The organism is Xanthomonas arboricola pv. juglandis, from assembly GCF_001013475.1.
In the GTDB taxonomy this organism is placed as follows: domain Bacteria; phylum Pseudomonadota; class Gammaproteobacteria; order Xanthomonadales; family Xanthomonadaceae; genus Xanthomonas; species Xanthomonas arboricola.
Window position 1 is genome coordinate 244,038 of sequence record NZ_JZEF01000004.1, and the last position, 24,512, is coordinate 268,549.

The following is a 24,512-nucleotide window of genomic DNA, read 5'->3' on the forward strand; positions in this document are numbered from 1 at the left end:
GTGCGCACTCTGGCGGGCGCTGCCATGCCGATGTGCGAAATGCTGCGCATCCCGACGCGCCCCTCACGGAAAATCCTGCGCGTGCGTGCAGATGTTGCGACGGATTCGCGCCTCGCGACGGTGCCGATGCCACGGCCGTCATGCAAGACCATTGCAGTGCATCGCTGCGCGGCATCCCAAAAACTTGGCGCGTATTGTGCGTAGCTCCTGCTGTCATCAGATGCACAGTGGAGTAAACATGATTACGCGCATTCTTCAGTTGTCGGGCCGCGTTGCGAGCAATGCCTGGGTCGAGATCGGTGTCGGTGCCGATGCCGACATTCTGGTTGCCGACCGTGGCGGCAAGCGTGAGGAGCGTGCAACCTTCGGTCGACGTGCTCCGGGACAGCAGCGCTCGATCAATACCCAGGAGCCGGAGTGGCTGGGGCGCGTCGACCTCGCCATCTGGGAAACCCAGCGCTGCCTGATCCCGCTGTGTGGCTTTGTCTGCGCCGCATCGGCTGATGGCGCCACGTCGGCGACCTGGCTGAGTCAGGACGGTGGTGCGCTGTACGCCGCGGGCCTACGCAACGTCATGGATATCGGTGGCCGCCTGCAGATGGGGTTCTCGTTGCTGGTCGCTTCCTCGACCAGCCTGCCGACACAACGCCCGTTATGCGTCGAAGGCGATGCCACGCAATGGCTACAGGTCAGTGGCGAGGAGGCCATACGTCATCTGCTGCCATGGCGGCTGGAGCGTTGCACCACTGCGGCAGGCGTGCGGCCGGAGTGGGCCAGCGAAGCGCATGCCCAGCAGGCCGCGCCGGTGTGAGAGGCGTGGGCACGCAGTGACACCAGGAGGCCCGTCGGGCCTCTTTTCTTTTCAGTCCTCCGGTAACCCTTGCGCATTCGTCGGCGTCTTGTATCGAGCCACCCGTGTTGCACGGGCGTCGCAGACCACACTCCGACGTTGCCGCGATAGCTAACGCAAGACGACCCACCGCATGCAGCCTGCTGTCCACAGTAGGCTGCGCATTAAAAAGCCCGGGTCGCGAACGAGCCGGGCCAGTCTCGGCAACCGCTAGCGCTGAAGATCAGCGTTGGATGTCGCCGGTGGTGGAGCCTGCGCCCGGGCCTGCGCCCAGGTCTGCACCGGTCACCCGATCCAGTTCCGGATTGGACAGCAGACGCAGCGACATTGCATCCAATGCCTCGGTCTGGGTCGCATCCAGCGCAACCGTGGCCGAACCATCGCCACCGTCGACTGCGGACTGCAGCTCACGGTCTGCCACCACGTCCCACTGCTCGCCGGCATTCCACGGGCCGACCGTATCGCCTTCACCCTGCGACATGTCGTAGTAGATGTCAGTGAAGCGCGGGTCGCCCGGCAGCTTGCCCGGCGGGAAGTTCGGCTCGATCGAGTACAACGCCTTCTCGAACGACTTCTGATGCGCCACTTCGCGCGTCATCAAAAAGCGCAACGCATCCACGATACCCGGGTCATCGGTGACGGTGATCAGGCGCTCATAGACCAGCTTGGCGCGTGCTTCGGCAGCGATGTTGGAGCGCATGTCCGAGGTCGGGCAACCGATCGAATCGACATAGGCCGATGTCCACGGCACGCCACTGGAGTTGACCAGCGCCGGGCCACCGCCGTACAGGATCTGCTGGGTGTGGCTGGTGCTGTTCTGGGTCATGGAGCGCATCTCCATCGCCTCTTCCATGCCTTCGGACAACACGGCCTTCGGGCCCTTGTTGAGCATGGCAATGATCGAGCCGATGATTTCCAGGTGGCTCAGTTCTTCGGTGGCGATATCGAACAACAGATCCTTGCGGCCTGGATCGTCTTCGCCCAATGCCTGGGTGAAATACTGCATCGCTGCAGCAAGTTCGCCCTGCGGTCCGCCGAACTGCTCGAGCATCAGCGTGGCCAGATCCGGATTGGGTTCGGCAACGCGAACGGTGTACATCAGACGCTTGTTATGCATAAACATGGATCGTATTTCCTGGCTGGCGCCCGGCGACAACTGCAACGCGGCATGCGCGCAGAAACCTGAGGCTGGCTACGGGTGGGGGTTGCCCGCGGGACGCGGACAAACGCAGGCGGCAGCGGCGCCCGCGCGATGCATCAGGCCGCTTTGCTGGCCTTGGATGCCTTTTGGTTGCCGCCTTGCTCGGCGAGCAGGGTCAGCTTTTCATCGGTGGCCTTTTCTTCTTCCAGCGTCGACAGCAGCAAGCTCACCGCATCGGTGTAGCCCAGCTGCTTTGCAATCGCAGCGATGGTGCCGTACGAGGCGATCTCGTAATGCTCCACCTTCTGTGCGCCGCCGATCAGTGCCGCATCGCGTACCGGACCTTCTTCGATCTCGTCGATCACCTCGCGGCTTTCCTCGACCAGGCCTTCCATCGCGGCACACTTGATGCGCTTGAGCTTGATGCCGAGCAATTCGACGATCTGGTCGATGCGTTCGATCTGGCCCTGGGTTTCCTCCAGGTGCAGCTTGAACGCTTCCACCAGCTTGGGTTCGGTGGCCGCACGTGCCAGACGCGGCAGCGATTTGGTCAGCTGCTTTTCTGCGCTGTAGATGTCCGACAGCTCGTGGACGAAAAGCTCTTCAATTGTCTTGATCGCCATGGGCGGCTCCTTTGGATGGATAGGTGGATAAACAGTGCGGTGCAGCGTGTGTGCGTCTTGCCTTCAATTGCGTGCGAGCCAGTTGCGTCATCACTTCGGCATCGCAGTGCCTGGCGTCACGCCAAGCCTGCAATGCAGCGTTGTTGTCGTGCTTGCTCACGCTGTCTCGCATGGTCGCTACGCTAATCGTCGGCGTGTTAGCGCGATCGGTGGATGCGGTGATGCCGAGGCGATAACGACCTGTGCCGTGAGCGGCGCGGTGATGATGCGCATGCGATCGATTCGCCAGCGCCGAGCCGCGGCAATCGTCCTGCAATCGACCGAGGTTATGCCGGCTGCTCGAGATGCGTGCGCACAAGGCGCATGACCGCGGCCGTGCATGCGGCATCGGTGCGCATGTGCCGATGTCGATTTCATTGCGCGGATGTCGATGCAGATACGCAGCTATTGCACCGGCACCGTGCGGCATGCACGACGGGGCATGCACGTCGTTGCAGACAGATGCGCTACAACTGAAGGCTCGTCCTTGCCCAGGGAATCGCCATGACGCCGTTGGACAAACCGCTACGCCGCGAGCTGCAGATCGGCGAGCAGGCTTATACCTTGATCATCGACCCGCAGGGCCTGAAGCTGGTCGAAAAAGGCCGACGCAAGGGCGTGGCCTTGCGTTGGGACGAGCTGGTCAGCGGCGATGCCGCACTGGCCCGCGCGCTGCAGGCCTCGCTTGGCGAGTCCTGAGCGCAGCGCGCGGGGAAACCGATTCAGCGCGCAGGAAACAAGCGTGCCAGCTCGCGGACCGCTGCTGCGGACGCGGCGTGATCCGGCGTGGCATCGGGGTTGTTGAAATCGTTGGCACCTTGCGATTGCACCAGTAAGCCATCGCGGCGTGGCACCACATTGAGATTGTGGCCGCGCCAGACCAAGCCGTAGGTCACTTCCGGTTGCGGAATCAGGCGCGCGGTCTGCCCACGTACCGGGATGACGCTGTCGTCGCCAAGCAATGCACGCGCGCCATAGCCGGTGGCATTGACCAGGATCTTTTCGCGCAACTGGCCGAACTGGCGCGGATGCTCGAAGTTGCGCGTGTACAGCTCGCCGCCGGCCCGCAGAAAGTCGTCCATCAGCAGGCGCGCGTAGGCGCTGAGGTTGAAGGTCAGCTGGCTGTAGCGGCGCACGAACGGCACCGGAAACGGATGACTGCCGGGCGCGACCGGCTGCGAGCGCGGGCCGAGATCGTCAAGCAGGTCGCGCTCCAGTGGCGGGTAGTCCGGCTCATGCGCTTCGGCCGATGCGCTCGGTTGATCGAACGGCACATCCGACAACGCATAGCCATCGCGCCATTCGATCGGCTCGCCCGGCAGGCCCAGCAGGGTCTGGTAGCGGCGAAACGAGATGCGCGCCATCTCTTCCCATCGGGTCCTGAAATCCGCGCTGGCGTGCTCGCTGGTGCACACGCGCGAGTCCGGCGACCACACGCCGGTGGCGTAGAACGAGCGCACGTCCGGCAGGCGCTCGCGCGCATAGATGCGCACGCGCAGGCCCGCACGTTGCGCCACCAGCGCGGTGGTCAGCCCGATCGCGCCGCAGCCGATCACCGCCAGCTCGCGCGCATCCGCATCGGCGGCCTGCACCAGCCGCAGCGCATGCTCGGCCGCGCCCCACGACAGCGACCACCCGCTGCCGCCATGTCCATAGTTGTGCACCACCGTCTTGCGGCCGATGCGTTCGGCCTCGATCCGCGGCCCCTGCGCACGGAACGGGCGGGTGCAGCCGTTGATCGCAATGATGCGATCGACCGCCGCGCGGATCGGCGCCAGCGGCGGCGCTGCGGCGAACTGGTCGGGCGAGGCGCCCGGCGACGTGGCGGGTAGCGGCGAGGACGGCGCAGCGGCCGCCTTGCCGGTCGTGGCCCAACTCCCGGTGGAAGCGGCCGCGAGCGCGAGGCCGGCGCTGTGCAGGAAATGACGACGGTGCATGCGGCTCCTGAGCGATGTAGAGAAGGTGATTGGGATAACGGCGCCCGCGCGGTCGGCCACGCGTAGCGCGCGCGGTGCAGTACCGGTAAACGCCAGGCCCTGCGCTGCGCGCCAGCGACCTGCACCCCGCAGCATCGTCGGTCGCGCACGCCGAGCATACCGCGCGCATCTGTGCCTGCCACCGTCGACCAGGCCGGTTTCGCACCGCGATCCGGGCAGTTGAAGCCGCGCCAGCGGCCATTCGTCGCCCGGGGGCGTTCGCCCGATCGCTTGCCGGCTATGCTCGCCGCGTCCCAACCCAACGAGCTCCCACCCGTGTCTGCCAGCGTCTTCCTGATCGTGCGTATCGTGTTCGCCTGGGCCGCCGCGTTGCTGGTGGCTGCGATCATGTGGGCGCAGCTGTTCGGCTCCACCGGCGCCTTCTTCGGGCTGATCTGCGTGGTGCTGCTGACGCTTGCCCTGATGAGTGCGATCACGCATGTGCGCCGGGTGCGCCTGATCGCCGGGCGGCTGGATCACGACACCTTGTCGACCCGCCAGCGCCGCCAGATCGAGGTGCCGCTGGAGGTGCAGGCCAGCTTTGCCGTGGTCGAAGAGGCCGTGCGCGCGTTGCCGCGCGTGCAGGACATCGAATGCGCGCCAGGCAGCCTGCTGATCCGCGCCAAGGTGCGCCGCATCGACCCTTACGAAGGACGTCAGCCCTCGCGCTGGAACCTGTTCGCGCGTTTTGCGATCAAGCGCAACCAGGTGCTGGTGACGATCACGCCGGGGCAGGGCACCAGCAGCGTCACGGTGTTGTGCGAACCCGACGCCGGTGCCTGGGTGGACCTGTTCGCGGTGGACGAAGGCAGCAATTACGAGAACGCCGAGGCGATCAATCGCGCGGTGGTGCGCCGGGTCGGCGAGCAACGTCGCGACGAACAGGCCGCGGCCGAGCAATCGGTGATGGAAAAGGAACTGGCGGTGGCCCGCCTGAACCTGCTGCATGCCCAGGTCGAGCCGCACTTTCTCTACAACACGCTGGCCAGCGCACAGGTGCTGGCACGCACCGACCCGCCGCGCGCGGAGATCATGATCGGGCACCTGATCCAGTACCTGCGCAGCTCGCTGCCCAGCGCCGACGGGGCCATCTCCACCCTGGGCGAGGAACTCGAACGCACCCAGGCCTATCTGGAAATCCTGCGCATCCGCATGGGCACGCGGCTGGTCCTGCAGGTGGAGGTGCCGTACGAGCTGCGCGCGCTGCAACTGCCGTCGATGATGCTGCAAACCCTGGTGGAGAACGCGATCAAGCACGGGCTGGAACCCAAGCCCGGCGGCGGCACGATATGGATCCTGGCGCGTCGCGTCGACGACCATGCCACGCTGACCGTGGCCGACGATGGCCAGGGCTTCGGCACCCACACCCAGGGCACCGGCATCGGCCTGAAGAACCTGCGCGAGCGGCTACAGTTGATCTACGCCGGCAAGGCCAGCTTTGCCATCGTGTCCAATTTCCCCAGCGGCGTGGCCGCCACCATCAGCCTGCCGCTGCCGGCGCAGATGACCGCCACACGCATGCCGCCGCCGTTGCCAGGCACGCACAGCTCCACCGCGCAGGTGCAGGCATGAGCGCGCTGCGTGCGGTGATCGCCGAAGACGAGGCGCTGCTGCGGCAATCGCTGCTGACCCTACTCGCGCAGGTGTGCCCGCAACTGCAGATCGTGGGCGAATGCGAAGACGGCGCCGGCGCGTTAGAGACCATCGTCGCGCAGCAGCCCGATGTGGTGTTTCTGGATATCCGCATGCCCGGGCTCACCGGTATCGAGGTGGCGGGTGCGCTGCGCGAGGTCAGCCCGCGTACCCAGGTGGTGTTCGTCACTGCCTACGACCAGTACGCCATCGATGCGTTCGAACACGGCGCGGTGGACTATCTGCTCAAGCCGATCAGCCGCGAGCGCCTGCAGGCCACCTGGCAGCGCGTGCAACAGCGCGCCACCTCTGGCCAGCCGGATGGTCAGCTGCTGGAGGCCTTGCTGCAGCGCCTGTCCGCACGCCCTGCTGCCGCCAGCGCCGCGCCGCCGTTGGCCTGGCTCACCGCCAGCAGCGGCCGCGAGACGCGCTTGATCGCGCTGGACGAGGTGGCGTATTTCCAGGCCGACCAGAAATACACCACGGTGATGACCGCCGCCGGCGAGGCGATCGTGCGCACGCCGCTGCGCGAATTGCTCGACGTGCTGGATCCGCAGGTGTTCAAGCAGATCCACCGCTCCACCATCGTCAACATGAAGGCGGTCGCCTCGGTGGTGCGCGAGGACACCGGCAAGGGCCGGCTGGCGCTGCGCGGGCGCAGCGAAACGCTCACCGTCAGCCAGCCCTTCATGAGCCTGTTCCGCGGCATGTAATTCCCCCGATCGCATCGACTGAAAGGACTGCTGATATGCGCCTGATCGCCTCCCTCGTGTATTGCCTGCTTGCGTTGGCCGGTTGCCACGACCGTAACGGCACCACCTCCATCACCCGCGCCACCAACAATGGCCAGGACGTGATCTTCAGCAAGACCCTGGCCACCGCCACCGATCTCAATGTGCATTGCCTTGCCAGCAGCAGCGGTCGCTGCCATTACCTGGTCTACGAGGAACACTGCGCCGCGCCTGCCGCGGGCAACACGGCGGGCACGCCGGCCTGCGCACGCAGGACGCTGGACAGCTTTGCGCTGACACCGGGGCAGGTGCGCGAACTGCGCGGCATTCCGCGTCAGGCGCATACCTGTGTGGATACCAGCGCGCCCAGCGCCGATTGCCATGGCTGAGCAGGCCTTGCAGTCCTGGTTCGGCGAAAACATGTTTCAGCTATGTAGCAAGCCATGCTGCAACCGGACGCAAGCCTGAATACGCACTGACGATCAGCGGCCGCTTCTGCGATCATTGCGAGCTTGTTGCCGGTTCACGGCGTCCTCACTGCCAGGCTTCTCATGTCCGAACAATCGCTACGCCGCGACGTTGGCCCCTTCGCCCTCATGCTCACCGGCCTGGGCTCGATCATCGGTTCCGGCTGGCTGTTCGGTGCCTGGCGCGCTGCCGGCCTGGCCGGCCCCGGTGCGATCTGGGCCTGGATCCTGGGTGCAGCGATCATCACCACCATCGCGCTGTCCTATGCGGAACTGGGCGCGATGTTCCCCGAGTCCGGCGGCATGGTGCGCTACAGCCATTACTCGCACGGCTCGCTGGTGGGCTTCATCGCCGGCTGGGCCAACTGGATCGCGATCGTGTCGGTGATCCCGGTCGAGGCCGAGGCCTCGGTGCAGTACATGGCCTCCTGGCCATGGGCCTGGGCGCAGGGCCTGTATGTGCAGGCACCCGGCGGGGCGGGGGAGTTGTCGGTGCCCGGCCTGCTGATCTCGGCGGTGCTGGTGCTGGTGTATTTCTTCCTCAATTTCTGGAGCGTCAAGCTGTTCGCGCGCTCTAATACGCTGATCACCGTGTTCAAGCTGGTGGTGCCGGCGGCGACCGGCGTGGCCTTGATCGCCAGCGGCTTCCACAGCGAAAACTTCAGCGTCGGCATCCACGGCGACGCGCACGTGATCGACCTGGCCGCGGTGCTCACCGCGGTGGCTACCGCCGGCATCGTCTTCAGCTTCAACGGCTTCCAGAGCCCGGTGAACCTGGCCGGTGAAGCACGCAACCCGGGCCGCAGCATTCCGTTCGCTGTGCTCGGCTCGATCGCGCTGGCCACGGTGGTCTACGTGATCCTGCAGGTAGCCTACATCGGCGCGGTGCCGCCGGACCTGCTGGCCAAGGCTGGCTGGCACGGCATCGATTTCCGCTCGCCGTTCGCCGAGCTGGCCATCATCGTCAACCTGCACTGGCTGGCCATGCTGCTGTACATCGATGCGTTCGTCAGCCCCAGCGGCACCGGCATCACCTATACCGCCACCACCGCGCGCATGGTCTACGGCATGGAAAAGAACGGCACCATGCCGTCGGTGCTGGGCAAGCTGCACCCGGTCTGGGGCGTGCCGCGCATGGCGATGTTCTTCAACCTGGCGGTGTCGTTCGTGTTCCTGTTCTTCTTCCGCGGCTGGGGCACGCTGGCGGCGGTGATCTCGGTGGCGACCATCATTTCCTACCTCACCGGCCCGATCAGCGCGATGGCGCTGCGCCGTCATGCCCCGGAACTGCATCGCCCGCTGCGCATCGCCGCGCTGCCGGTGCTGGCCGGCGTGGCCTTCGTGATGGCGACCGAACTGCTGTACTGGGCACGCTGGCCGCTGACCGGCGAGATCATCCTGCTGATGGTCGTGGCGCTGCCGGTGTACTGCTACTACCAGGCCAAGCAGGGCTGGCCGGATCTTGGGCGCAACCTCAAGGGCGCGGCCTGGATGATCTGCTACCTGCCGACGATCGCGCTGCTGTCCTGGGCCGGCAGCAGCGACTTCGGCGGGCACGGCTACCTCAGCTACGGCACCGATCTTGCGGTAGTGGCTGCAGTCGGCGCGGTGTTCTACATCTGGGGTGTGCGCAGCGGTTGGCGTACGCCGTCGGTGGAGAAGGCCGTCGCGCGGGCGTAAGCGTCTGATCGCTGATTGCTGACGACGGATCGAGCAGGCGCCAGTCTTCGGGCGCCGCAAACAGGAACGGCCGGTGCACTGCACCGGCCGTTTTCTTGTTGGCCGCCGCACACGCCATCGGGTGCGGCAATTGGCGCTGCCCGGCAGCGCACCCGGTGTCGCGGGCGGATCAATCAGCACGTTCCACCAGACACGCGGGGTTGTCGGCGTCTCCCGGCAACCTGCGTCCATCGCGCAACCGCTACGCCAGCGTCCCTGCCGCGCTATGGGTAGTGGAATTGGTCACCAGGCGCGGCGCACCATCGAAGCGGTCCAGATCGCGCAACAGTTCGGTGTAGCGGCGCAGCCGCCCCATCTCGCGCATGTTGACGATGTCCTCGTGGCGTAGCTCGCGCCTAGAGGTCACCTCCTGCTTGTAGCGCAGCACTTCCGGGTAGCGGCGCGTCATGTCCAGCGCATCGGCCACGCATTCGACCGAGTCGGCATCCGGGGTGACCCGCGCGCGGCTGTTGAAGGCGCGCAGCCAGCGTTCGAAACCGGCGCTGTGATCGAACAGATCGGCGATGTACCACATGACGAACAGGATCGAGGCCCACGAGGTAAAGATGATCACCACGCGGCTGAAGGTGAGGTGGTAGTCGTTCTGCCAGAGCTGGTGGGTGATCACGCCCAGCAGTACCAGCGAGATCGCCTGCCAGCCGATGATCGAGGCGATCACCCACTGTTTCTTGGCCACCTTGAGCAGATTGAGCTCCTGGTCGAGCTGTTCGTCGCTCTTTTCGCGCCAGTGCGCGACCTGCTCGTCGAAGGAGAGCCGATGGAGTGCGTTGTCCTGCAATAGCAGGCCCAAACCCTGGAACAAAGCGATCATGACAAGCTCCTGACGGATGGCTGGTACGAACGACTTGCTGCACCCGGCAACGCGCCGGTGCCCTGGAGCGACCGGGCAGACGGCTGGCAGTGATGCAGGCCGGTGCGCGGACGGCCCCAGTTCTAGCACTTTCGCTGTGCTTGGCAATGCCTGCTGCGAGCCGACGGCCGCCCAATCCTGCGCACCGGCGCACAGATCGCGGTATTCAGGCGCTTTGCAGCATTTGCCGGGCGGCTGCAGCTGCGATGCGCCGCCATTCTTGCTGCACTGCACACCCGCGCCTGCGTGATTGCATCCGTGGCGGTTGCGACCGGTGCGACCCAGTCCGGCGTACAGATCGCGTGAGCGCCGCGCAAGCATGCATGCCGCGCAAAATCCCGCGACAGGCGGGCAAGCCCCCGTCGAGACGGTCGGCGCGCATGGATACGAACAGCGCACACGGCGCCGCCTTTCACCAATCCCAAATCCCAAATCCCAGCCCCTCAGCGCCACGACGCGGTCTTGCAACCGGCTCGGTATTCTTGTGTATATGTCAGCCGTCCTGCGTACCCTCACTGCCCCCGCCGCCAGGCAGATCCAGCGCTGGGTGCTGGGCGCGTTTCCCCGTGGCCAGAGCACTATCGACTACGACCAGCCCCTCGGAGATACCGGCATCTTCGGGCCCGACAGCGTCACCTGGCGCGTGCATTCCGAATTTCCCGGCATGTTGTCCGGCGGATTGTGCGCATTGATGCTGCAGCTGCTGCATCCGCGCGCGCTGGCCGGGGTCTACGACCATTCCAACTTCCGCGCCGATTTGATCGGGCGGCTGCGGCGCACCACCAATTTCGTCGCCGGCACCACCTACGCCCCGCGCGCCGAGGCCGAGCAACTGATCGCCCGCGTGCGCAGCATCCATTCGCATATCCACGGCCACACCGCCGACGGCGTGCCTTACGACGCCAACGACCCGCAGTTGCTGACCTGGGTGCACGTCACCGAAGCCTACGGTTTTCTGCAGGGCTGCCGACGTTATTGCCGTGATGTGCCGGCGCGCATCGCCGATCGTTACTACGACGAAGCGCGCCGCGTCGCCGAAGCGCTGGGCGCCACCGATGTGCCCGCCAGCGAGGCGCAGGTCGATGCGTATTTCGCCACCGTGCGCGGGCAGTTGCGCATGGATACGCGCTCGCGCGAAGTGCTCGACATCCTCACTGGCATCCAGCTGCCGGTGCCGGCGGCCGGTCTGTCGCGCGGCGTGTTCCTCGGTGCCGGCACCGCTTTGTTGCCGGGTTGGGCCAGCAACATGCTCGGCCGCACCACCACGCAGCGCGCACAGGCACATGCGTCGGCGCGGCTGTTGCGCAGTCTGTCGCCGCTGTTCCGCACCGCGCTCCGCGACGGGCTGTCCGCACGCGCGTGCCGCCGCATGCAGCTGCCGCAGACGATGTTGCTGGAGTGGCCTGGGGAGCGGTGAGTGCGGGTACTTGCCTGGTGTGCAGGGCGGTGGTGTGACGCGGGGGCTGGCTACCAGATCCGCACCCGCTGCTCGGGCGGCAGGTACAACTGCTCGCCCTGCTGCACATTGAACGCCGGATACCAGGCATCGAGATTGCGCACGGTCTGTGCACGGAAGCGTCCGGGTGCGTGCACGTCGGTGAGTACGGCATTGCGTAGCGCCGCGTCGCGATACTTGCCGCGCCAGGCCTGCGCAAAGCCCAGGAAGAAGCGCTGATCCGGGCTGAAACCGTCGATGGTCTGCGGTTGCTTGCCCTGCAACGATATCTGATAGGCATCGTAGGCAGTCGCCAGGCCGGCCACATCGGCGATGTTCTCGCCCAGCGTCAGCTTGCCGTTGACGCTCAGGTCGTCGAACGGCTTGTACGCACTGAACTGCGCGGCGAGCGCATTGCCGGCGGCCTCGAACTTTTTCAGATCCTGCGGCGTCCACCAGTTGTGCAGCTCGCCATGTTCGTCGAATTGCGCGCCCATGTTGTCGAAGCTGTGGCTGATCTCGTGGCCGATCACCGCGCCGATGGCGCCGTAGTTCACCGCATCGTCGGCCGCCGGGTCGAAGAACGGCGGCTGCAGGATCGCTGCCGGAAACAACAGGCGGTTTTCCAACGGCACGTTCAGCGCGTTGACCTCCTGTGGCAGCATGTACCACTCGCGGTGATCCACGGCCTTGCCCAGCTTGGCCAGATTGCGCCGGTACTCGAACAGTTCGGCGCGCTGCACATTGCCCAGCGCATCGTCGCGGCGCACCTCCAGCCCGCTGTAGTCGCGCCAGGTGTCCGGATACCCCACCGCCACCGTCAGCCCGGAAATCTTGGCCTTGGCATGCTGTTTGGTCTGCGGACTCATCCACTCCAGCGCGTCGATGCGTTTGCCGAAGGCGGCGACGATGTTCTTGACCATCTCCTCGGCACGCGTCTTGGTCTGGGCGCTGACGTACTTCTGCACATAGCGCTCGCCCACCGCTTCGCCCAAGGCCGCGTTGGTGGCATCGATGCCTCGCTTCCAGCGCTGCCGTTGTTGCGGCGTGCCTTCCAGCGTGGTGCCGTAGAACGCAAACCGCTCATCGGCGAAGGCCTTGGACAGATACGGCGAGGCGCGGTCCAGGGCGCGAAAGCTCAGGTAATCCTTCCAGGTCTGCAGCGACTCGGAACGCACCAGCGCCGACAACCCGGTCACCGCCCCGGGCTGCCAGACGATGAAGTCCTGCTGCGCCTTCAGGCCGGCCGCGTCGAAGAACGGCGCCCATTCCAGGCCAGGTGCGTTACGCGCAAAATCGGCCTGTTTCCAGGCGTTGGCGCCGGCCTGCACGTTGTTGGTCTGTTCGGCGGTGGCGTGCACGCGGGCCATCGCGGTTTCCAGTGCCAGGATGCGCTCGGCCCTGGCCGCCGCGTCATCGATGTCGGCCAGGGCCAGCAATTTGACGATGTGCGCGCGGTAGGCGTCGCGCATCTGCGTCATGCGTCCCTCGTCCAGATAGAAGCTGCGGTCCGGCATGCCCAGACCGCCTTGCACCAGATACGGCGCATAGCGCCCCGGGTGATGCAGATCCTGCGAGATCCACAGACCGAACAGCCGGTCGGTATGGAAATTGGTGGAGTTGAGCAGGTCCACATCGGCGCGCAGCTGCCGGCCCAGGGTGCGCGCCAGCGCCTGTTTGTCATCTAGCCGCGCAATCGCGTCCAGTTCCGGTTGCACCGGGCCTGCGCCCTTGGCCTCGATCCCGGCTTCGTCCATGTAGGCCGCGTAGTAATCGCCAATCTGCTTGTCTGCCCCGGTGACACGGTCGTTGGCGGCGGCGCCTTCGATGATGTCGCGGCTATGTTGCTCGGTCGTGATCGCGATGCTGACAAAGCTGTTGAAGCTGGAGCGGTCGTCCGGGATCTGGGTGGTTCTGACCCAGTTGCCGCTGGCGTAGCTGAAGAAGTCGTCGCCTGCTGACACGCTGCGGTCCATGCCTGTCGCATCGAAACCGAAATCGCCCAGCTTCGGCGTGGTGGGCGTGGGCTTGGCGTGCGTCGCCGGTGAGGTGTCATCGCGGTGGCACGCGGCGGTGCTCAGCAGGGCAGCCGACAGCGCAGCGATCAGGACAGGACGGTACAAAAGAGCCATGCGAGCGCAACTCGGAAAACGAAAAACAGACATGCCAGTGTAAATTGCCGCCGACGCCACGTCCCGGCGCGATGGCAGCGCGCACCCGGTGCAGCAGCCCTGCGGACACGCGCGGTTCAGCGCCGGCGCTGATACCAGAACCCCAGTGCATCGCGGGTCTGCAGCATGCTTCGCCCACGCCACAGAAAGCGCAGCAGCAGGCTCAGGTGTTCGCGCTTGGAAAAGCTGCGCAGCTTGCGGTCGGAGGTATGCACGGTCTGGCGCAGGATCACGAACCGCCCGCAGCGTGCCAGCGCGCGGCTCAATGCCACATCTTCGCCGGCGTAGTAACGCGTATCGAAACCACCGGCGCTGACGAATGCGGCGCGCGTGCAGAACAGGAAGCAGCCCGGCGCAATGCCGCCGAGACGGAACAGCCAGCCGAACGTCGCCTGCGCCATGCGCTCGAGCCACGCGCGCCTGCCTTGCAGATGCACTTGCGCGCCACCGCCGACCGCGCCGGCATCCAGCGCCGCCAGCGCCGCGCCGACCACCTGCGGGTCGATCAGCGTATCGGCGTCCAGAAACAGCAGGCGGTCGCCTTGCGCCTGCTGCGCGCCGGCATTGCGGGTGGCGGCGATATGACGCAATTGCACGTCCAGCACCCGCGCACCGGCCGCGCATGCAATGGCGGCGGTGTCGTCTTCGCAGGCATCGGCCACCACGATGACCTCGTAGTCCAGCTGCATGGCCTGCGCACAGGCGTGCAGGCAGTGCAGCGTCTGGCCGATCAGCGCGGCCTCGTCATGGGCGGGGATCACGAAAGACAGCATGGGCAGGGCGTGTCACTCGGATGGCGGTGCTGGCAAGTGTGCGAGCCACACCGGTGCGATGGCGTGAGCGCACACAGTCAGACGGCCGCGACTGCATGTGCTCCCACGCGGCGCGCTCAGCGGCTGAGCGCGCCCATCATCGCTTCCGGATAACGCGTACCGGACGCGGCCTGCAGCGGGAAGATCGCATCGATGCGTGCGAGCTCGTCCGGCATCAGCGCCACATCGAGCGCGCCCAGGTTTTCTTCCAGGTAGGCCAGCCGCTTGGTGCCCGGGATCGGCACCAGGTCCTGGCCCTGCGCCAGCACCCAGGCCAGCGCCAGCTGCCCCGGCGTGATGCCCTTGTCGGCGGCGATCGCCTTGACCTGCTCCACCAGTTGCAGGTTGCGGGTGAAGTTCTCGCCCTGGAAACGCGGCGAATGGCGACGATAATCGTCGGCCTCGAAGTCGTCCGGGGAGGCGAATGCGCCGGTCAGGAACCCGCGACCCAGCGGCGAATACGGAACGAAACCGATCCCGAGCTCGCGCACGGTGGCGAAGACGCCGTTGTCCTCGGGCTCGCGCGACCACAGCGAGTATTCGGTCTGCACCGCGGTGATGGGATGCACCACATGCGCGCGGCGAATGGTGGCTGCAGCGGCCTCCGACAGCCCCAGGAAACGCACCTTGCCCTGTTCGACCAGCCGCGACATCGCACCGACGGTGTCTTCGATCGGCACGTTGGGGTCCACGCGGTGCTGGTAGTACAGGTCGATGTGCTCCACGCCCAGGCGGCGCAGGCTGGCTTCGCAGGCCGCTTGCACATAGTCCGGGCTGCCATCGATGCCGCGCACCGACGGGTCGTTGGGATCGAGCTTGATGCCGAACTTGGTGGCCAGAAACACCTCGTGCCGGCGCGTGGCGATGGCCTTGCCGACCAGGATTTCATTGGTATGCGGGCCGTACATGTCCGCGGTGTCGAGCAGACTGACGCCGTGATCGAGCGCGCGATGGATCACCGCGATCGAGCCGGCCTCGTCGCTGCGATCGCCGTAGAACGCGCTCATGCCCATACAGCCGAGGCCGAGCGCAGAGACGGTGGGGCCGGAACGGCCAAGCGTGCGGGTTTGCATGGTGCGTGAAACTCCGTGCGGCGAAGAAGGCAGGGGAAGGATGCGGCGGCGCGCGTTAGCGCGATGTGGCCCGTGCGACGACGCGCTGTGGGGGCTTGCATGCCGAGGTTGCGGCGCGTGGCGACGGGGTGGGCCGACGCCTGCGCCCAATGCCGGATCGCTGCGGTATCGGGCATTCGGCGTTACAGCGCGCAAACCCGAACGCGCGCTGCGACTCCACGCAAAAGTCCGCGCATGCCAGCAGACCTAGGCCCACCGCCATGCACGGGCGCTGTTACGCGGGCGCCGCTACATGCGGCTTAGCCCTTGAGCTTGCCGGCCAATTCGGCCACGCGCTTGCCGAGCAGCTTGGCGGTTTCCAGGTCGCCGCTGCGCGGTGCTTCTTCCGGCGAGGCATCGGAAGGCGAGATCGCCAGCGCGCCTGCCGAACCGGCGGTCCAGTTGATGTCCTGCGGACCGTGCGCCTTGGTGTTGGACGGCAGCAGGCCGGTACCGACCCAGACCTGGCCGTGCTGCTGTGACAGCGTCCAGAAATACTGGATGGTGGCGTACTTGTCGCCGTTCACCGAGGCCGAGTTGGTGAAGCCGGCTGCGATCTTGTCCTTCCAGGCCTGCGCGAACCATGGCTTGGAGCTGGCGTCGGCAAACTTCTTGAACTGCCACGCCGGCCCGCCCATGTAGGTGGGGCTGCCGTAGATGATGGCGTCGGCGGCGGCGATTGCCTCCCAGGCGTCGTCGGGCAGGTTGCCGTCCTGATCGATGCGGTACAGCGTGGCCTCGCCGACACTGGCGGCGCCGGCGTGCACGGCTTCGGCCAGTTTGACGGTGTGGCCGTAGCCGCTGAAATAGATGATGGCGATCTTGCTCATGCGCAATCCTGTGGCTCGAGGGGATCTTGATTGTGACCACACATGCGGCGTCAGGTTAATGACCATCGACGGGACGTACTGTTGCCGGGCTCATCAGCGCCCGGCATCGCCCAGGCTGTCGACCAGGTAGTCGATGAAGCTGCGCACCTTCGGGGCCAGGTGGCTGCGGCTGGTATAGACGGCAAAGATGCCGATCTCCCCCAGTGCGTACTGCGGAAGGATGCGTACCAGCCGGCCAGCGGCCAGATGTTCGTCGGCCAGGAAGTCCGGCTGCATCGCGATGCCCAGGCCGGCCACCGCCGCCGCGCTCAACACATGCCCGTTGTTGGCGCGCAGGCTGCCGTGGATGCGCACATCGCTATCGCCATCGGGCCCATGGAAGCGCACTTCGTCGCCGTTGGGCGAGTAGTGGTACAGCAGGCAGTCGTGGCCGGCCAGGTCGGACGGGTGCATCGGGGTGCCGGCACGGGCCAGGTAGGCCGGCGCCGCGCAGGGCACCAGGCGGACCGTGCCCAGGCGCCGGGCGATCAACGTCGGCGCCGGCTGCCGGGTGATGCGGATGGCGACATCGAAGCCTTCTTCGACCATGTCCACCAGCCGGTCCGACAGCGACAGGTCCAGTTCCACCTGCGGGTAGCGCGCGCAAAAGCCCGGCAGCAGCGCGGCCAGGCGCTCGATGCCATAGCTCACCGGCGCATTGACGCGCAGCACCCCGGCCGGCTCCAGCGCCTGCGCGCCGACCGTGGCCTCCAGATCGTCCAGGTCGGCCAGCAGTTGCAGACAGCGCTGGTAATACGCGGTGCCGGCGCTGGTCAGGCTGACCCGCCGGGTGGTGCGGTTGAGCAGGCGGGTGCCCAGCCGTTGCTCGAGCGCGGCGACCTGCCGGGTCACGCTGGCGGTAGAGCGGTCCAGCGCGTCGGCGGCCGCACTGAAGCCGCTACGTTCGGCCACTGCCGCGAACACGCGCATCGCATCGAGGGTATCCATGGGTGTCCGATTGTTGCTTTGATCGCAATAAATTATCCGAACTAAAACTATTTATCAGAAATTTGTAAGCAATAGGCTGTGCAGGTCCTCACCGGAGTCCGTCCCATGTCCACCTCGCTTGCTTCCCCGCGTACCGCTGCCTACGGCGCCGGCTTGTTGCGCATCAGCCTGGGCGTGCTGTTCCTGGCCCACGGCCTGACCAAGTTGCTGGTGTTCACCCCGGCCGGCACCGTGGCTTATTTCCACTCGCTGGGCCTGCCGGGCGCGCTGGCCTATCTCACCATTGCGCTGGAATTGGGTCTGGGCCTGTCCCTGCTGCTGGGCATCTATGCGCGCTGGGTCGGGTTGCTGGGCGTGCCGCTGCTGCTGGGCACCATCGTCAGCGTGCACGGCGGCAACGGCTTCGGTTTCTCCAATCCGGGCGGCGGCTGGGAATACCCGGCGCTGTGGGCGGTGTTGCTGATCGTGCAAGCCCTGCTCGGCGAAGGCGCGTGGGCGCTGAAGCCGGCGCGTTGAGGCTGCCTGTCGTTCTTTCGAGGAGTACGCCATGACCCGTTTGCCTTCCCTGTACATCTCGCACGGATCGCCGATGACTGCGCTGCAGCCAGGGCAGGTCGGCGAGCGCCTGGCCGAGCTCGCGCAGACCTTGCCGCGGCCGCGCGCGATCGTGGTGGCATCCGCGCACTGGCTTGGCCGTCGCCCGCTGGTCAGCGGCGCGGCGCGGCCGCCCACCATCCATGACTTCGGCGGCTTTCCGGCACCGCTGTACGAGCTGGAATATCCCGCGCCCGGCGAGCCGACGCTGGCGCAGCAGATTCTGCGCCGGCTGGAACAGGCCGGCCTGCATCCGCACCTGGATCCGCAGCGCGGCTTCGATCATGGCGTGTGGGTGCCGCTGCGCCTGCTGTATCCGGCCGCCGACATCCCGGTGGTGTCGGTGTCGATCCAGCCCGAGCTGGGGCCGGCGCACCAGTTTGCGGTCGGCCGCGCGCTGGCGCCGCTGCGCGAAGACGGGGTGCTGGTAATCGGCTCGGGCAGCATCACCCATAACCTGCACGACTTCCGCCATGGCTACAGCGCCGAGCGCGAGGCGCCGTATGTGCGGCCCTTCATCGAGTGGACCGAGCGCAAATTGGTGGAGGACGACATCGCCGCGTTGCTGGACTATCGCCGGCAGGCACCGCATGCCGCACGGGCGCATCCCACCGACGAGCACCTGTTGCCGCTGTACGTGGCGATGGGCGCCGCCGGCGCCGACCGGCTCGGCGCACGGCGCATCGATGCCGGCATCGACGCGGGATTTCTGGCGATGGATATCTACCGGTTCGACGGCGATCCCGGAGATGATCGCGCGCTTGCGGGCCCGGTCGCCGCCTGAGCCCAGGCGACCGCAGCACGCCTGCACCGTCGCTATCGACGGGGCAGGCAGCATGTCGGCCCCGCAATCCCGAGGCACTACCCAGCCGCATTCAAGCCATGCCATGTGGCCAGTTGCTGCCGCTGCAAACCGCTGTGGTGCGGTGGCTACACCAGGCAAGATCCATGGTGATACGGCTTGGTACCTAGGGCACACTGGCCGTAGCGACCAGGCATGCTGCCCGCAAGAGCCAGCAGCGCAGCGACAAGGCATGCTGCCGACAAGTGCCGGCAGCGCAGCCAAAAGGCATGCTGCCGACAAGTGCCGGCAGCGCAGCGCTCTGAAGCATTCACGATGAAGTGCGGTGCAGTCTCATAGGCTGAGACGCCTTCACGACATGCTGCTTGCGTGAAAATCCTCGACAAACTCGCAGTGCTGGCCGATGCGGCCAAATACGACGCGTCTTGCGCCTCCAGTGGCGCGAACAAGCGCAATTCGCTCGGCACCGGCGGGATCGGCAGCACCGAGGGCATGGGCATCTGCCACTCGTACACGCCCGACGGCCGCTGCGTGTCGCTGTTGAAGATCCTGCTCACCAACTTCTGCGTGTTCGATTGCGCGTATTGCGTCAACCGCGTGTCCAGCAACGTGCGCCGCGCGCGCTTCACGCCGGAAGAAGTGGTCACGCTGACGCTGGACTTCTACAAGCGCAATTACATCGAAGGCCTGTTCCTGTCCAGCGGCATCATCCGCAACTCCGATTACACAATGGAGCAGCTGGTGGAAGTGGCGCGGCAGCTGCGCGAGGTGCATCACTTCGCCGGCTACATCCACCTCAAGACCATCCCCGATGCAACGCCGGAATTGCTGGCCGCCGCCGGCCGCTACGCCGACCGCCTGAGCATCAACGTGGAGCTGCCGACCGAGCAGGGATTGACGCTGCTGGCGCCGGAAAAAAGCGTTGGTGGCATTCGCTCGGCAATGGGCGAACTGCGTTGGCGCATCGAAGAAAACCAGCTGGAGCGCAAGGCCGAAAAGCTGCGCCGCGCCAAGCCGCCGCGTTTTGCGCCGGCCGGGCAAAGCACGCAGATGATCGTCGGCGCCGACGATGCCAACGATCGCAGCATCCTGGACACCAGCCACAATCTCTACGGCAATTACCGGATGCGCCGGGTGTACTACTCGGCCTTCAGCCCGATCCCGGATGCCTCGTCCAAATTGCCGCTGCAGGCACCGCCGTTGCAGCGTGAGCACCGGCTGTATCAGGCCGACTGGTTGCTGCGCTTCTACGAGTTCAGCGTGGAGGAGATCGCACCGGCGCAGTCCAGCGGCATGCTCGATCTGGACGTGGATCCGAAGCTGGCCTGGGCGCTGCGCAATCCGGAGCGGTTTCCGGTGGATCTGAACGCGGCGCCGCGCGAGATGCTGCTGCGGGTGCCGGGCCTGGGCACCCGCAATGTGGAGCGCCTGTTGTTGTCGCGCCGGCATGCGCGCTTGCGGGTGGGCGACCTGGCGCGGTTGCGGGTGCCGATGAAGAAGCTGCTGCCGTTTGTGAGCGTGCTGGACCATCATCCGCGCCAGCGCCTGGACGACCCGGTGCGCTTGCGCGCGCAACTGGCGCCGGCACCCAGACAGGCGAGTTTGTTCGATTGAAACCGCAGCTGGCCGCCGGCATCCGGCGCACCGCCGTTTCCGCTGGCATCTGCCGTGTTGCCGGGCAAGTTGCCCGAAGCGCGGAGAAGGGTCGCATCAGGCGCAAAGCTGCCACCGAAGGCCAGTGCTGACACAGGAACGCGACGCTTTGCGAATCCCCAATTCCCAATCCCCACTCCCACCTCTGCAATCCTGACCACCGCGATGTACAACGCTGACGTCGAGCCGGGTTGGAGCCTTGAAGCATGGCGTGCGCTGGCGCGGGCGGGCTGGTGCGCGCAGGTGGAGCCCGACGCCATCGCGTGGAATGGCGGAGCGCAGGGCGGCTTGTTGATGGGGCAGGGGCTGCCGGATTTGCCGGCCGTGGCTGCGCCGCCGCGGGTATCGGCGCAGTTCCTGCAGATGGCGGGGGCGGTGTTGTGTCACCGCGATCCGCAGCGCTATGCGGTGCTGTACCGGCTGTTGTGGCGGGTGGCCTGCGGCGAGCGCGCGCTGCTCGAGCGGGCCACCGATGTCGATGTGCATCGGGTGACGCAGTGGCAAAAGGCGGTGCAGCGCGATACGCACAAGATGAAGGCGTTCGTGCGCTTTCGGCGTTTGCCGGTGGAAGAGGAAGACTTCGTGGCGTGGTTCGAGCCCGAACATTGGATCGTGGATCGGGTGGCGCCGTTTTTCGCGCGCCGCTTCGCCGGCATGCGCTGGGCGATCCTCACCCCGTATCGCAGCGTGCGCTGGGACGGCGAGGCGTTGACGTTCGGCGAAGGCGCCGTGCGCACCCAGGTGCCGGCCGACGATGCGCAGGAGACGCTCTGGCGTACCTATTACGCGCATATCTTCAATCCGGCGCGGCTCAACCCGACCATGATGCGGCAGGAAATGCCGCAGAAATACTGGAAGAACCTGCCCGAGGCGAGCCTGTTGCCGGAGCTGATCCGCGAGGCCGGGGTGCGCGTGCGCGAGATGGCCGAGCGTGCGCCCGAGCCGGTGCGGCGGCGAGTGCCGGTGGCGGCGGCGCCGGCCCCGGCAGTGGCCACGCAAAGCCTGGCGCAGTTGCGTGTGGCCGCACGCGATTGCCGGCGTTGCGCGTTATGGCAGCCGGCAACGCAGACGGTGTTCGGCGAAGGGCCGAGCGACGCGTCGGTGATGGTGATCGGCGAGCAGCCCGGCGACGAAGAGGATCTGAGCGGGCGTCCGTTCGTCGGGCCGGCCGGGCGTTTGTTCAATATGGCGCTGGGCGAAATCGGCATCGACCGCGCCACGGTTTACGTGACCAATGCGGTCAAGCATTTCCGCTTCGAGCAACGCGGCAAGCGGCGGCTGCATCGCAACCCGGAACGGTCGCATGTGCAGGCCTGCAGTGGCTGGTTGCATGCCGAACGCGCGCAGCTGCGTCCGGCGCAGATCGTGTGTCTGGGCGCAACCGCGGCACAGGCGGTGTTGGGAAACAGCTTTCGCTTGATGCAGCAGCGCGGTCAGTGGCAGCGGCTGGACGACGGCACACCGGTGCTGACCACCGTGCATCCCTCCTGGGTATTGCGGCAGGGCTCGGAGGCCGCGCGCGAGGAAGGCTACCGCGGGTTTGTGGAGGATCTGCGCCAGTTGCTGGATGCACCGGTCGCTGCGGAGCGCATGGCGAAGACATAAAAAATGCGCGTGCAAATGCACGCGCACGGTGTCGGAGAACGAGACACCAAGTGGAACCACTGGCGAGCCAGTGGTTCCCTCACCGCCGCTTTGCGGTGTGGTGGCGCTGCCTGGAGCTTGTTTCCAGGCACGCGCGGATACAACGATTCAGCAGTGTCTGTACCTAAGTCATGTGCAGCTGATGCACTGGCGTTGCCGTGCAACGCCAGTGCAACCAATCACTTGAGGCAGCGGCCGACACGACTGCTGCATGTTGGTAAGGCAGGCGCGATGTTCGACATCGGCATGTACCACCCGTACCTGCCGGTGTCGAGCGCAGCGTCCACGCCTGCCCGAGTGCTTGCGGCAATGCAGCTGCTCTGAACGTTGCTGGCGTGCGCAATTCGTCGTCGACCCATCGGCGGAACCTGGCTGCGTTCCGCCGATGCAGGTCACGCGCCTGCGACTGCCTGCGTCAGGCAGCGAGCTGCCGTTACGGCATCAACACCTTGTCGACCACATGGATCACGCCATTGCTCTGCATGACATCGGCAATGGTGACGTTGGCGGTGTTGCCCTTGGCATCGGTGATGGTGACCTTCTTGCCGTTGAGCTTTGCGGTCAACGCCTCGCCCTGCACGGTGGTCAGCGAGGCGCTGCCGCCGCCGGCCTTGATCTTGGCGATCAGCGATGCGGCGTCGACCTTGCCCGGTACCACGTGATAGGTCAGCACCTTGGTCAGCGTGGGCTTGGATTCGGGCTTGAGCAGCGTTTCCACCGTGCCGGCCGGCAGGGCGGCGAATGCGGCGTTGGTCGGAGCAAACACGGTGAACGGGCCCGGCCCCTTCAGCGTGTCGACCAGGCCAGCGGCCTTGACCGCGGCGACCAGGGTGGTGTGGTCCTTGGAGTTGACGGCGTTGTCGACGATGTCCTTGGTCACCAGCATCGGCGCACCGCCCACGGTCGGGTTCGATGCGGCGTAAGCGGGGGCCATGGCGCTGGTCAGGGCGATGGCAGTGGCAATGGCAAGCGACTGGAATGAGGTCTTCATGAGGCATCGATCCTTTGGGTAAGCGACTGCCTGGATGGCAATCGTAGTGCTGGATACGCGGGTAGATGCAGCGCGGATGCATCACGCGGTCTTTACACAGGCGTACCCGGCACCGCGTCGCTCGAGAGCGTCATAACGCAGGCATCGATGCAGCCTGTTGCGCTCGCTGGGCTCGGGCGGCAGCTGCAACCCGAACACTTGTCGGCGGTCGAAACCGAAGCGATGCAGGTCGAGGTGCCATTGCAGACAGGACGCGATTCGCCTGCCGCCGTCCATGCGATACGCAGCCAGTGCAGGCAAGGTTCAATGCGTTGCTGACCAAAATTGCCAGCAAACGCAAACAGGGTAGGCAGGATTATCTTTGGTGTTGCAACCCGATGATCGAATGCGTGAATCGCGAGTGGCTTTTTTGCTACATGAGTTCGTGGGTGAAGCCGGACTAAATAAGCAACGCTGTAGCATGATGTCGTCAGTGATCTGCTGCTTGTGTCATGTAACCTCGCGCCGCCGGCTGCACTCATCGCAGGCAGCGTGGAGTGCAGATAACGACGCTGAACCTTGCAGGCTGGCTCCGCATTTGCGGGCAACGCAATTCACCGAATCACGCAGAAAGGTTGTAGCTAGATGACACAGAAAAAAATCCAATGCACGCGGCTGGCACTACGAGTATTCACGGCTACAAGCGTGATGGTGTGCGGCATCACGCAGGCTTCGGCCGCAGTGCGGGCTCCGACGTCAACGCCGGCAAAGGCCGTTGCTCCGTCCAGTGAAGCCTATCGGCCAGGGCAGCAATGGATTGTTCCGGGCGAGTGGCAGTTCACTATCGATGCCGTGCGCCCGGCCAAGGTGAGAATCCATGACGATGGCGGTGGGTCCTGGCGGCCCACGCAGGTGCTGCTGGTGAGTTACAGCTACAGGAACATCGGGTTCGATGACAGCGCCAACTACAAGGATGGCGGGCCCTCGACGCTGGCGTTTTCGAAAGCCCATATCGATGTGGTCGATGCCAACGATGCGGACAATGGCGGCGCAGGCAATTACCCGGTACACCTCAACCTCGTGGAAGACGCCAACGGCCAGAAGATCGGCCAGCAGATGGTTGGCGCGCAGTGGCCGTATGCCTTCCGGAAAAAGCCCAAGGCAGTCAAGGTGGTGGTGAGTCACTACGACTCCAGGCTGCAACTGCAGCGAGCGACCTTCATCGTCCCGGTCGAGACCACGCGGCAATCGTCCCCGCATGCGAAGCGGCACGTTCGCCATAGCTGATTGCAGTCTGTCGGTGAACTGCCTGGCAGGGCACTCCCGCAACAGGGCGCGCGTCCATTCGCTGGCGTATCCAACGGCGCCGCGCCGACCCGAGTCGGCAACGGTGTGACATCGACGGGCCCCGATGGCAGATCTGCCGCAACGAACGGCAAGCCGGGCGAGGTGG

Annotated in this window: 23 protein-coding genes; 12 read left to right on the top strand and 11 right to left on the bottom strand. The window is 65.9% G+C overall.

The window, feature by feature from the left end; translation table 11 throughout:
* Positions 1-238 precede the first annotated feature (238 nt).
* Complete coding sequence (locus tag XARJCFBP2528_RS16030; protein WP_039816095.1) at positions 239-811, top strand: hypothetical protein; 573 nt, start codon at positions 239-241, stop codon at positions 809-811.
* Between the two features lie 262 nt (positions 812-1,073).
* On the opposite strand, the gene XARJCFBP2528_RS16035 is transcribed toward XARJCFBP2528_RS16030, so the two are convergent.
* The 3 genes from XARJCFBP2528_RS16035 to XARJCFBP2528_RS24010 form a co-directional block, all read right to left on the bottom strand.
* Positions 1,074-1,973, bottom strand: coding sequence for a manganese catalase family protein (locus XARJCFBP2528_RS16035; RefSeq protein WP_039816089.1), 900 nt, complete (start codon positions 1,971-1,973; stop codon positions 1,074-1,076).
* A gap of 134 nt (positions 1,974-2,107) precedes the next feature.
* Positions 2,108-2,614, bottom strand: coding sequence for a YciE/YciF ferroxidase family protein (locus tag XARJCFBP2528_RS16040; RefSeq protein WP_016900918.1), 507 nt, complete (start codon positions 2,612-2,614; stop codon positions 2,108-2,110).
* Complete coding sequence (locus XARJCFBP2528_RS24010; protein ID WP_144422808.1) at positions 2,595-2,774, bottom strand: hypothetical protein; 180 nt, start codon at positions 2,772-2,774, stop codon at positions 2,595-2,597. The genes XARJCFBP2528_RS16040 and XARJCFBP2528_RS24010 overlap by 20 nt, the downstream gene beginning before the upstream one ends.
* Before the next feature lie 383 nt (positions 2,775-3,157).
* On the opposite strand from XARJCFBP2528_RS24010, the gene XARJCFBP2528_RS16045 reads away from it, so the two are divergent.
* A complete protein-coding gene (locus tag XARJCFBP2528_RS16045) occupies positions 3,158-3,352 on the top strand; it encodes a hypothetical protein (RefSeq protein WP_039816086.1) in 195 nt (64 codons plus the stop codon).
* A 23-nt stretch (positions 3,353-3,375) separates the two neighbouring features.
* Here XARJCFBP2528_RS16045 and XARJCFBP2528_RS16050 read toward each other — a convergent pair whose 3' ends face one another.
* Positions 3,376-4,590 (bottom strand): FAD-dependent oxidoreductase, encoded by a 1,215-nt coding sequence (locus XARJCFBP2528_RS16050; protein ID WP_047124879.1) that lies wholly within the window; start codon positions 4,588-4,590, stop codon positions 3,376-3,378.
* A 315-nt stretch (positions 4,591-4,905) separates the two neighbouring features.
* On the opposite strand from XARJCFBP2528_RS16050, the gene XARJCFBP2528_RS16055 reads away from it, so the two are divergent.
* The 4 genes from XARJCFBP2528_RS16055 (at position 4,906) to XARJCFBP2528_RS16070 (ending at position 9,139) form a co-directional block, all read left to right on the top strand.
* Complete coding sequence (locus tag XARJCFBP2528_RS16055) at positions 4,906-6,201, top strand: sensor histidine kinase (protein WP_180973905.1); 1,296 nt, start codon at positions 4,906-4,908, stop codon at positions 6,199-6,201.
* Positions 6,198-6,974 (top strand): LytR/AlgR family response regulator transcription factor, encoded by a 777-nt coding sequence (locus XARJCFBP2528_RS16060; protein ID WP_047124881.1) that lies wholly within the window; start codon positions 6,198-6,200, stop codon positions 6,972-6,974. Before XARJCFBP2528_RS16055 ends, XARJCFBP2528_RS16060 begins: the two co-directional genes overlap by 4 nt.
* Positions 6,975-7,009: 35 nt before the next feature.
* On the top strand, positions 7,010-7,381 hold the full coding sequence (locus XARJCFBP2528_RS16065) for a hypothetical protein (protein ID WP_047124882.1): 372 nt from the start codon (positions 7,010-7,012) through the stop codon (positions 7,379-7,381).
* Between the two features lie 162 nt (positions 7,382-7,543).
* Complete coding sequence (locus XARJCFBP2528_RS16070; protein ID WP_026064004.1) at positions 7,544-9,139, top strand: APC family permease; 1,596 nt, start codon at positions 7,544-7,546, stop codon at positions 9,137-9,139.
* A gap of 241 nt (positions 9,140-9,380) precedes the next feature.
* Here XARJCFBP2528_RS16070 and XARJCFBP2528_RS16075 read toward each other — a convergent pair whose 3' ends face one another.
* On the bottom strand, positions 9,381-10,010 hold the full coding sequence (locus XARJCFBP2528_RS16075) for a hypothetical protein (RefSeq protein WP_016900910.1): 630 nt from the start codon (positions 10,008-10,010) through the stop codon (positions 9,381-9,383).
* Between the two features lie 529 nt (positions 10,011-10,539).
* Between XARJCFBP2528_RS16075 and XARJCFBP2528_RS16080 the strand changes: the two genes are divergently transcribed.
* Positions 10,540-11,466: an oxygenase MpaB family protein gene (locus XARJCFBP2528_RS16080; RefSeq protein ID WP_016900909.1), complete on the top strand. Its 927-nt coding sequence runs from the start codon at positions 10,540-10,542 to the stop codon at positions 11,464-11,466.
* 50 nt (positions 11,467-11,516) lie between these two features.
* On the opposite strand, the gene XARJCFBP2528_RS16085 is transcribed toward XARJCFBP2528_RS16080, so the two are convergent.
* From XARJCFBP2528_RS16085 to XARJCFBP2528_RS16105, 5 genes are all read right to left on the bottom strand, one after another.
* A complete protein-coding gene (locus tag XARJCFBP2528_RS16085) occupies positions 11,517-13,580 on the bottom strand; it encodes a M13 family metallopeptidase (RefSeq protein ID WP_080959852.1) in 2,064 nt (687 codons plus the stop codon).
* Positions 13,581-13,732: 152 nt separating this feature from the next.
* Complete coding sequence (locus XARJCFBP2528_RS16090) at positions 13,733-14,428, bottom strand: glycosyltransferase (protein WP_047124884.1); 696 nt, start codon at positions 14,426-14,428, stop codon at positions 13,733-13,735.
* A 116-nt stretch (positions 14,429-14,544) separates the two neighbouring features.
* Positions 14,545-15,540 carry an aldo/keto reductase gene (locus XARJCFBP2528_RS16095; protein WP_047124885.1) on the bottom strand — a complete coding sequence of 332 codons (996 nt, stop codon included), beginning with the start codon at positions 15,538-15,540 and terminating at the stop codon, positions 14,545-14,547.
* Positions 15,541-15,839: 299 nt separating this feature from the next.
* On the bottom strand, positions 15,840-16,409 hold the full coding sequence (locus tag XARJCFBP2528_RS16100) for a flavodoxin family protein (RefSeq protein WP_047124886.1): 570 nt from the start codon (positions 16,407-16,409) through the stop codon (positions 15,840-15,842).
* Positions 16,410-16,502: 93 nt separating this feature from the next.
* On the bottom strand, positions 16,503-17,396 hold the full coding sequence (locus tag XARJCFBP2528_RS16105) for a LysR family transcriptional regulator (RefSeq protein ID WP_047124887.1): 894 nt from the start codon (positions 17,394-17,396) through the stop codon (positions 16,503-16,505).
* Positions 17,397-17,501: 105 nt separating this feature from the next.
* On the opposite strand from XARJCFBP2528_RS16105, the gene XARJCFBP2528_RS16110 reads away from it, so the two are divergent.
* The 4 genes from XARJCFBP2528_RS16110 to XARJCFBP2528_RS16125 all read left to right on the top strand — a co-directional run bounded on the left by XARJCFBP2528_RS16110 (position 17,502) and on the right by XARJCFBP2528_RS16125 (position 22,050).
* Positions 17,502-17,912 (top strand): DoxX family protein, encoded by a 411-nt coding sequence (locus XARJCFBP2528_RS16110; protein ID WP_016900904.1) that lies wholly within the window; start codon positions 17,502-17,504, stop codon positions 17,910-17,912.
* Between the two features lie 31 nt (positions 17,913-17,943).
* Positions 17,944-18,774 (top strand): dioxygenase family protein, encoded by an 831-nt coding sequence (locus XARJCFBP2528_RS16115; protein ID WP_047124888.1) that lies wholly within the window; start codon positions 17,944-17,946, stop codon positions 18,772-18,774.
* Positions 18,775-19,161: 387 nt separating this feature from the next.
* Positions 19,162-20,406 (top strand): putative DNA modification/repair radical SAM protein, encoded by a 1,245-nt coding sequence (locus XARJCFBP2528_RS16120; protein ID WP_016900902.1) that lies wholly within the window; start codon positions 19,162-19,164, stop codon positions 20,404-20,406.
* Positions 20,407-20,610: 204 nt separating this feature from the next.
* Positions 20,611-22,050, top strand: coding sequence for a UdgX family uracil-DNA binding protein (locus XARJCFBP2528_RS16125; protein WP_016900901.1), 1,440 nt, complete (start codon positions 20,611-20,613; stop codon positions 22,048-22,050).
* Between the two features lie 472 nt (positions 22,051-22,522).
* Here XARJCFBP2528_RS16125 and XARJCFBP2528_RS16130 read toward each other — a convergent pair whose 3' ends face one another.
* Entirely contained in the window at positions 22,523-23,080 is a 558-nt protein-coding gene (locus tag XARJCFBP2528_RS16130) for a fasciclin domain-containing protein (RefSeq protein WP_016900899.1), read from the bottom strand.
* A 624-nt stretch (positions 23,081-23,704) separates the two neighbouring features.
* Here XARJCFBP2528_RS16130 and XARJCFBP2528_RS16135 point away from each other — a divergent pair.
* A complete protein-coding gene (locus XARJCFBP2528_RS16135; RefSeq protein ID WP_223571135.1) occupies positions 23,705-24,346 on the top strand; it encodes a hypothetical protein in 642 nt (213 codons plus the stop codon).
* Positions 24,347-24,512: the final 166 nt, after the last annotated feature.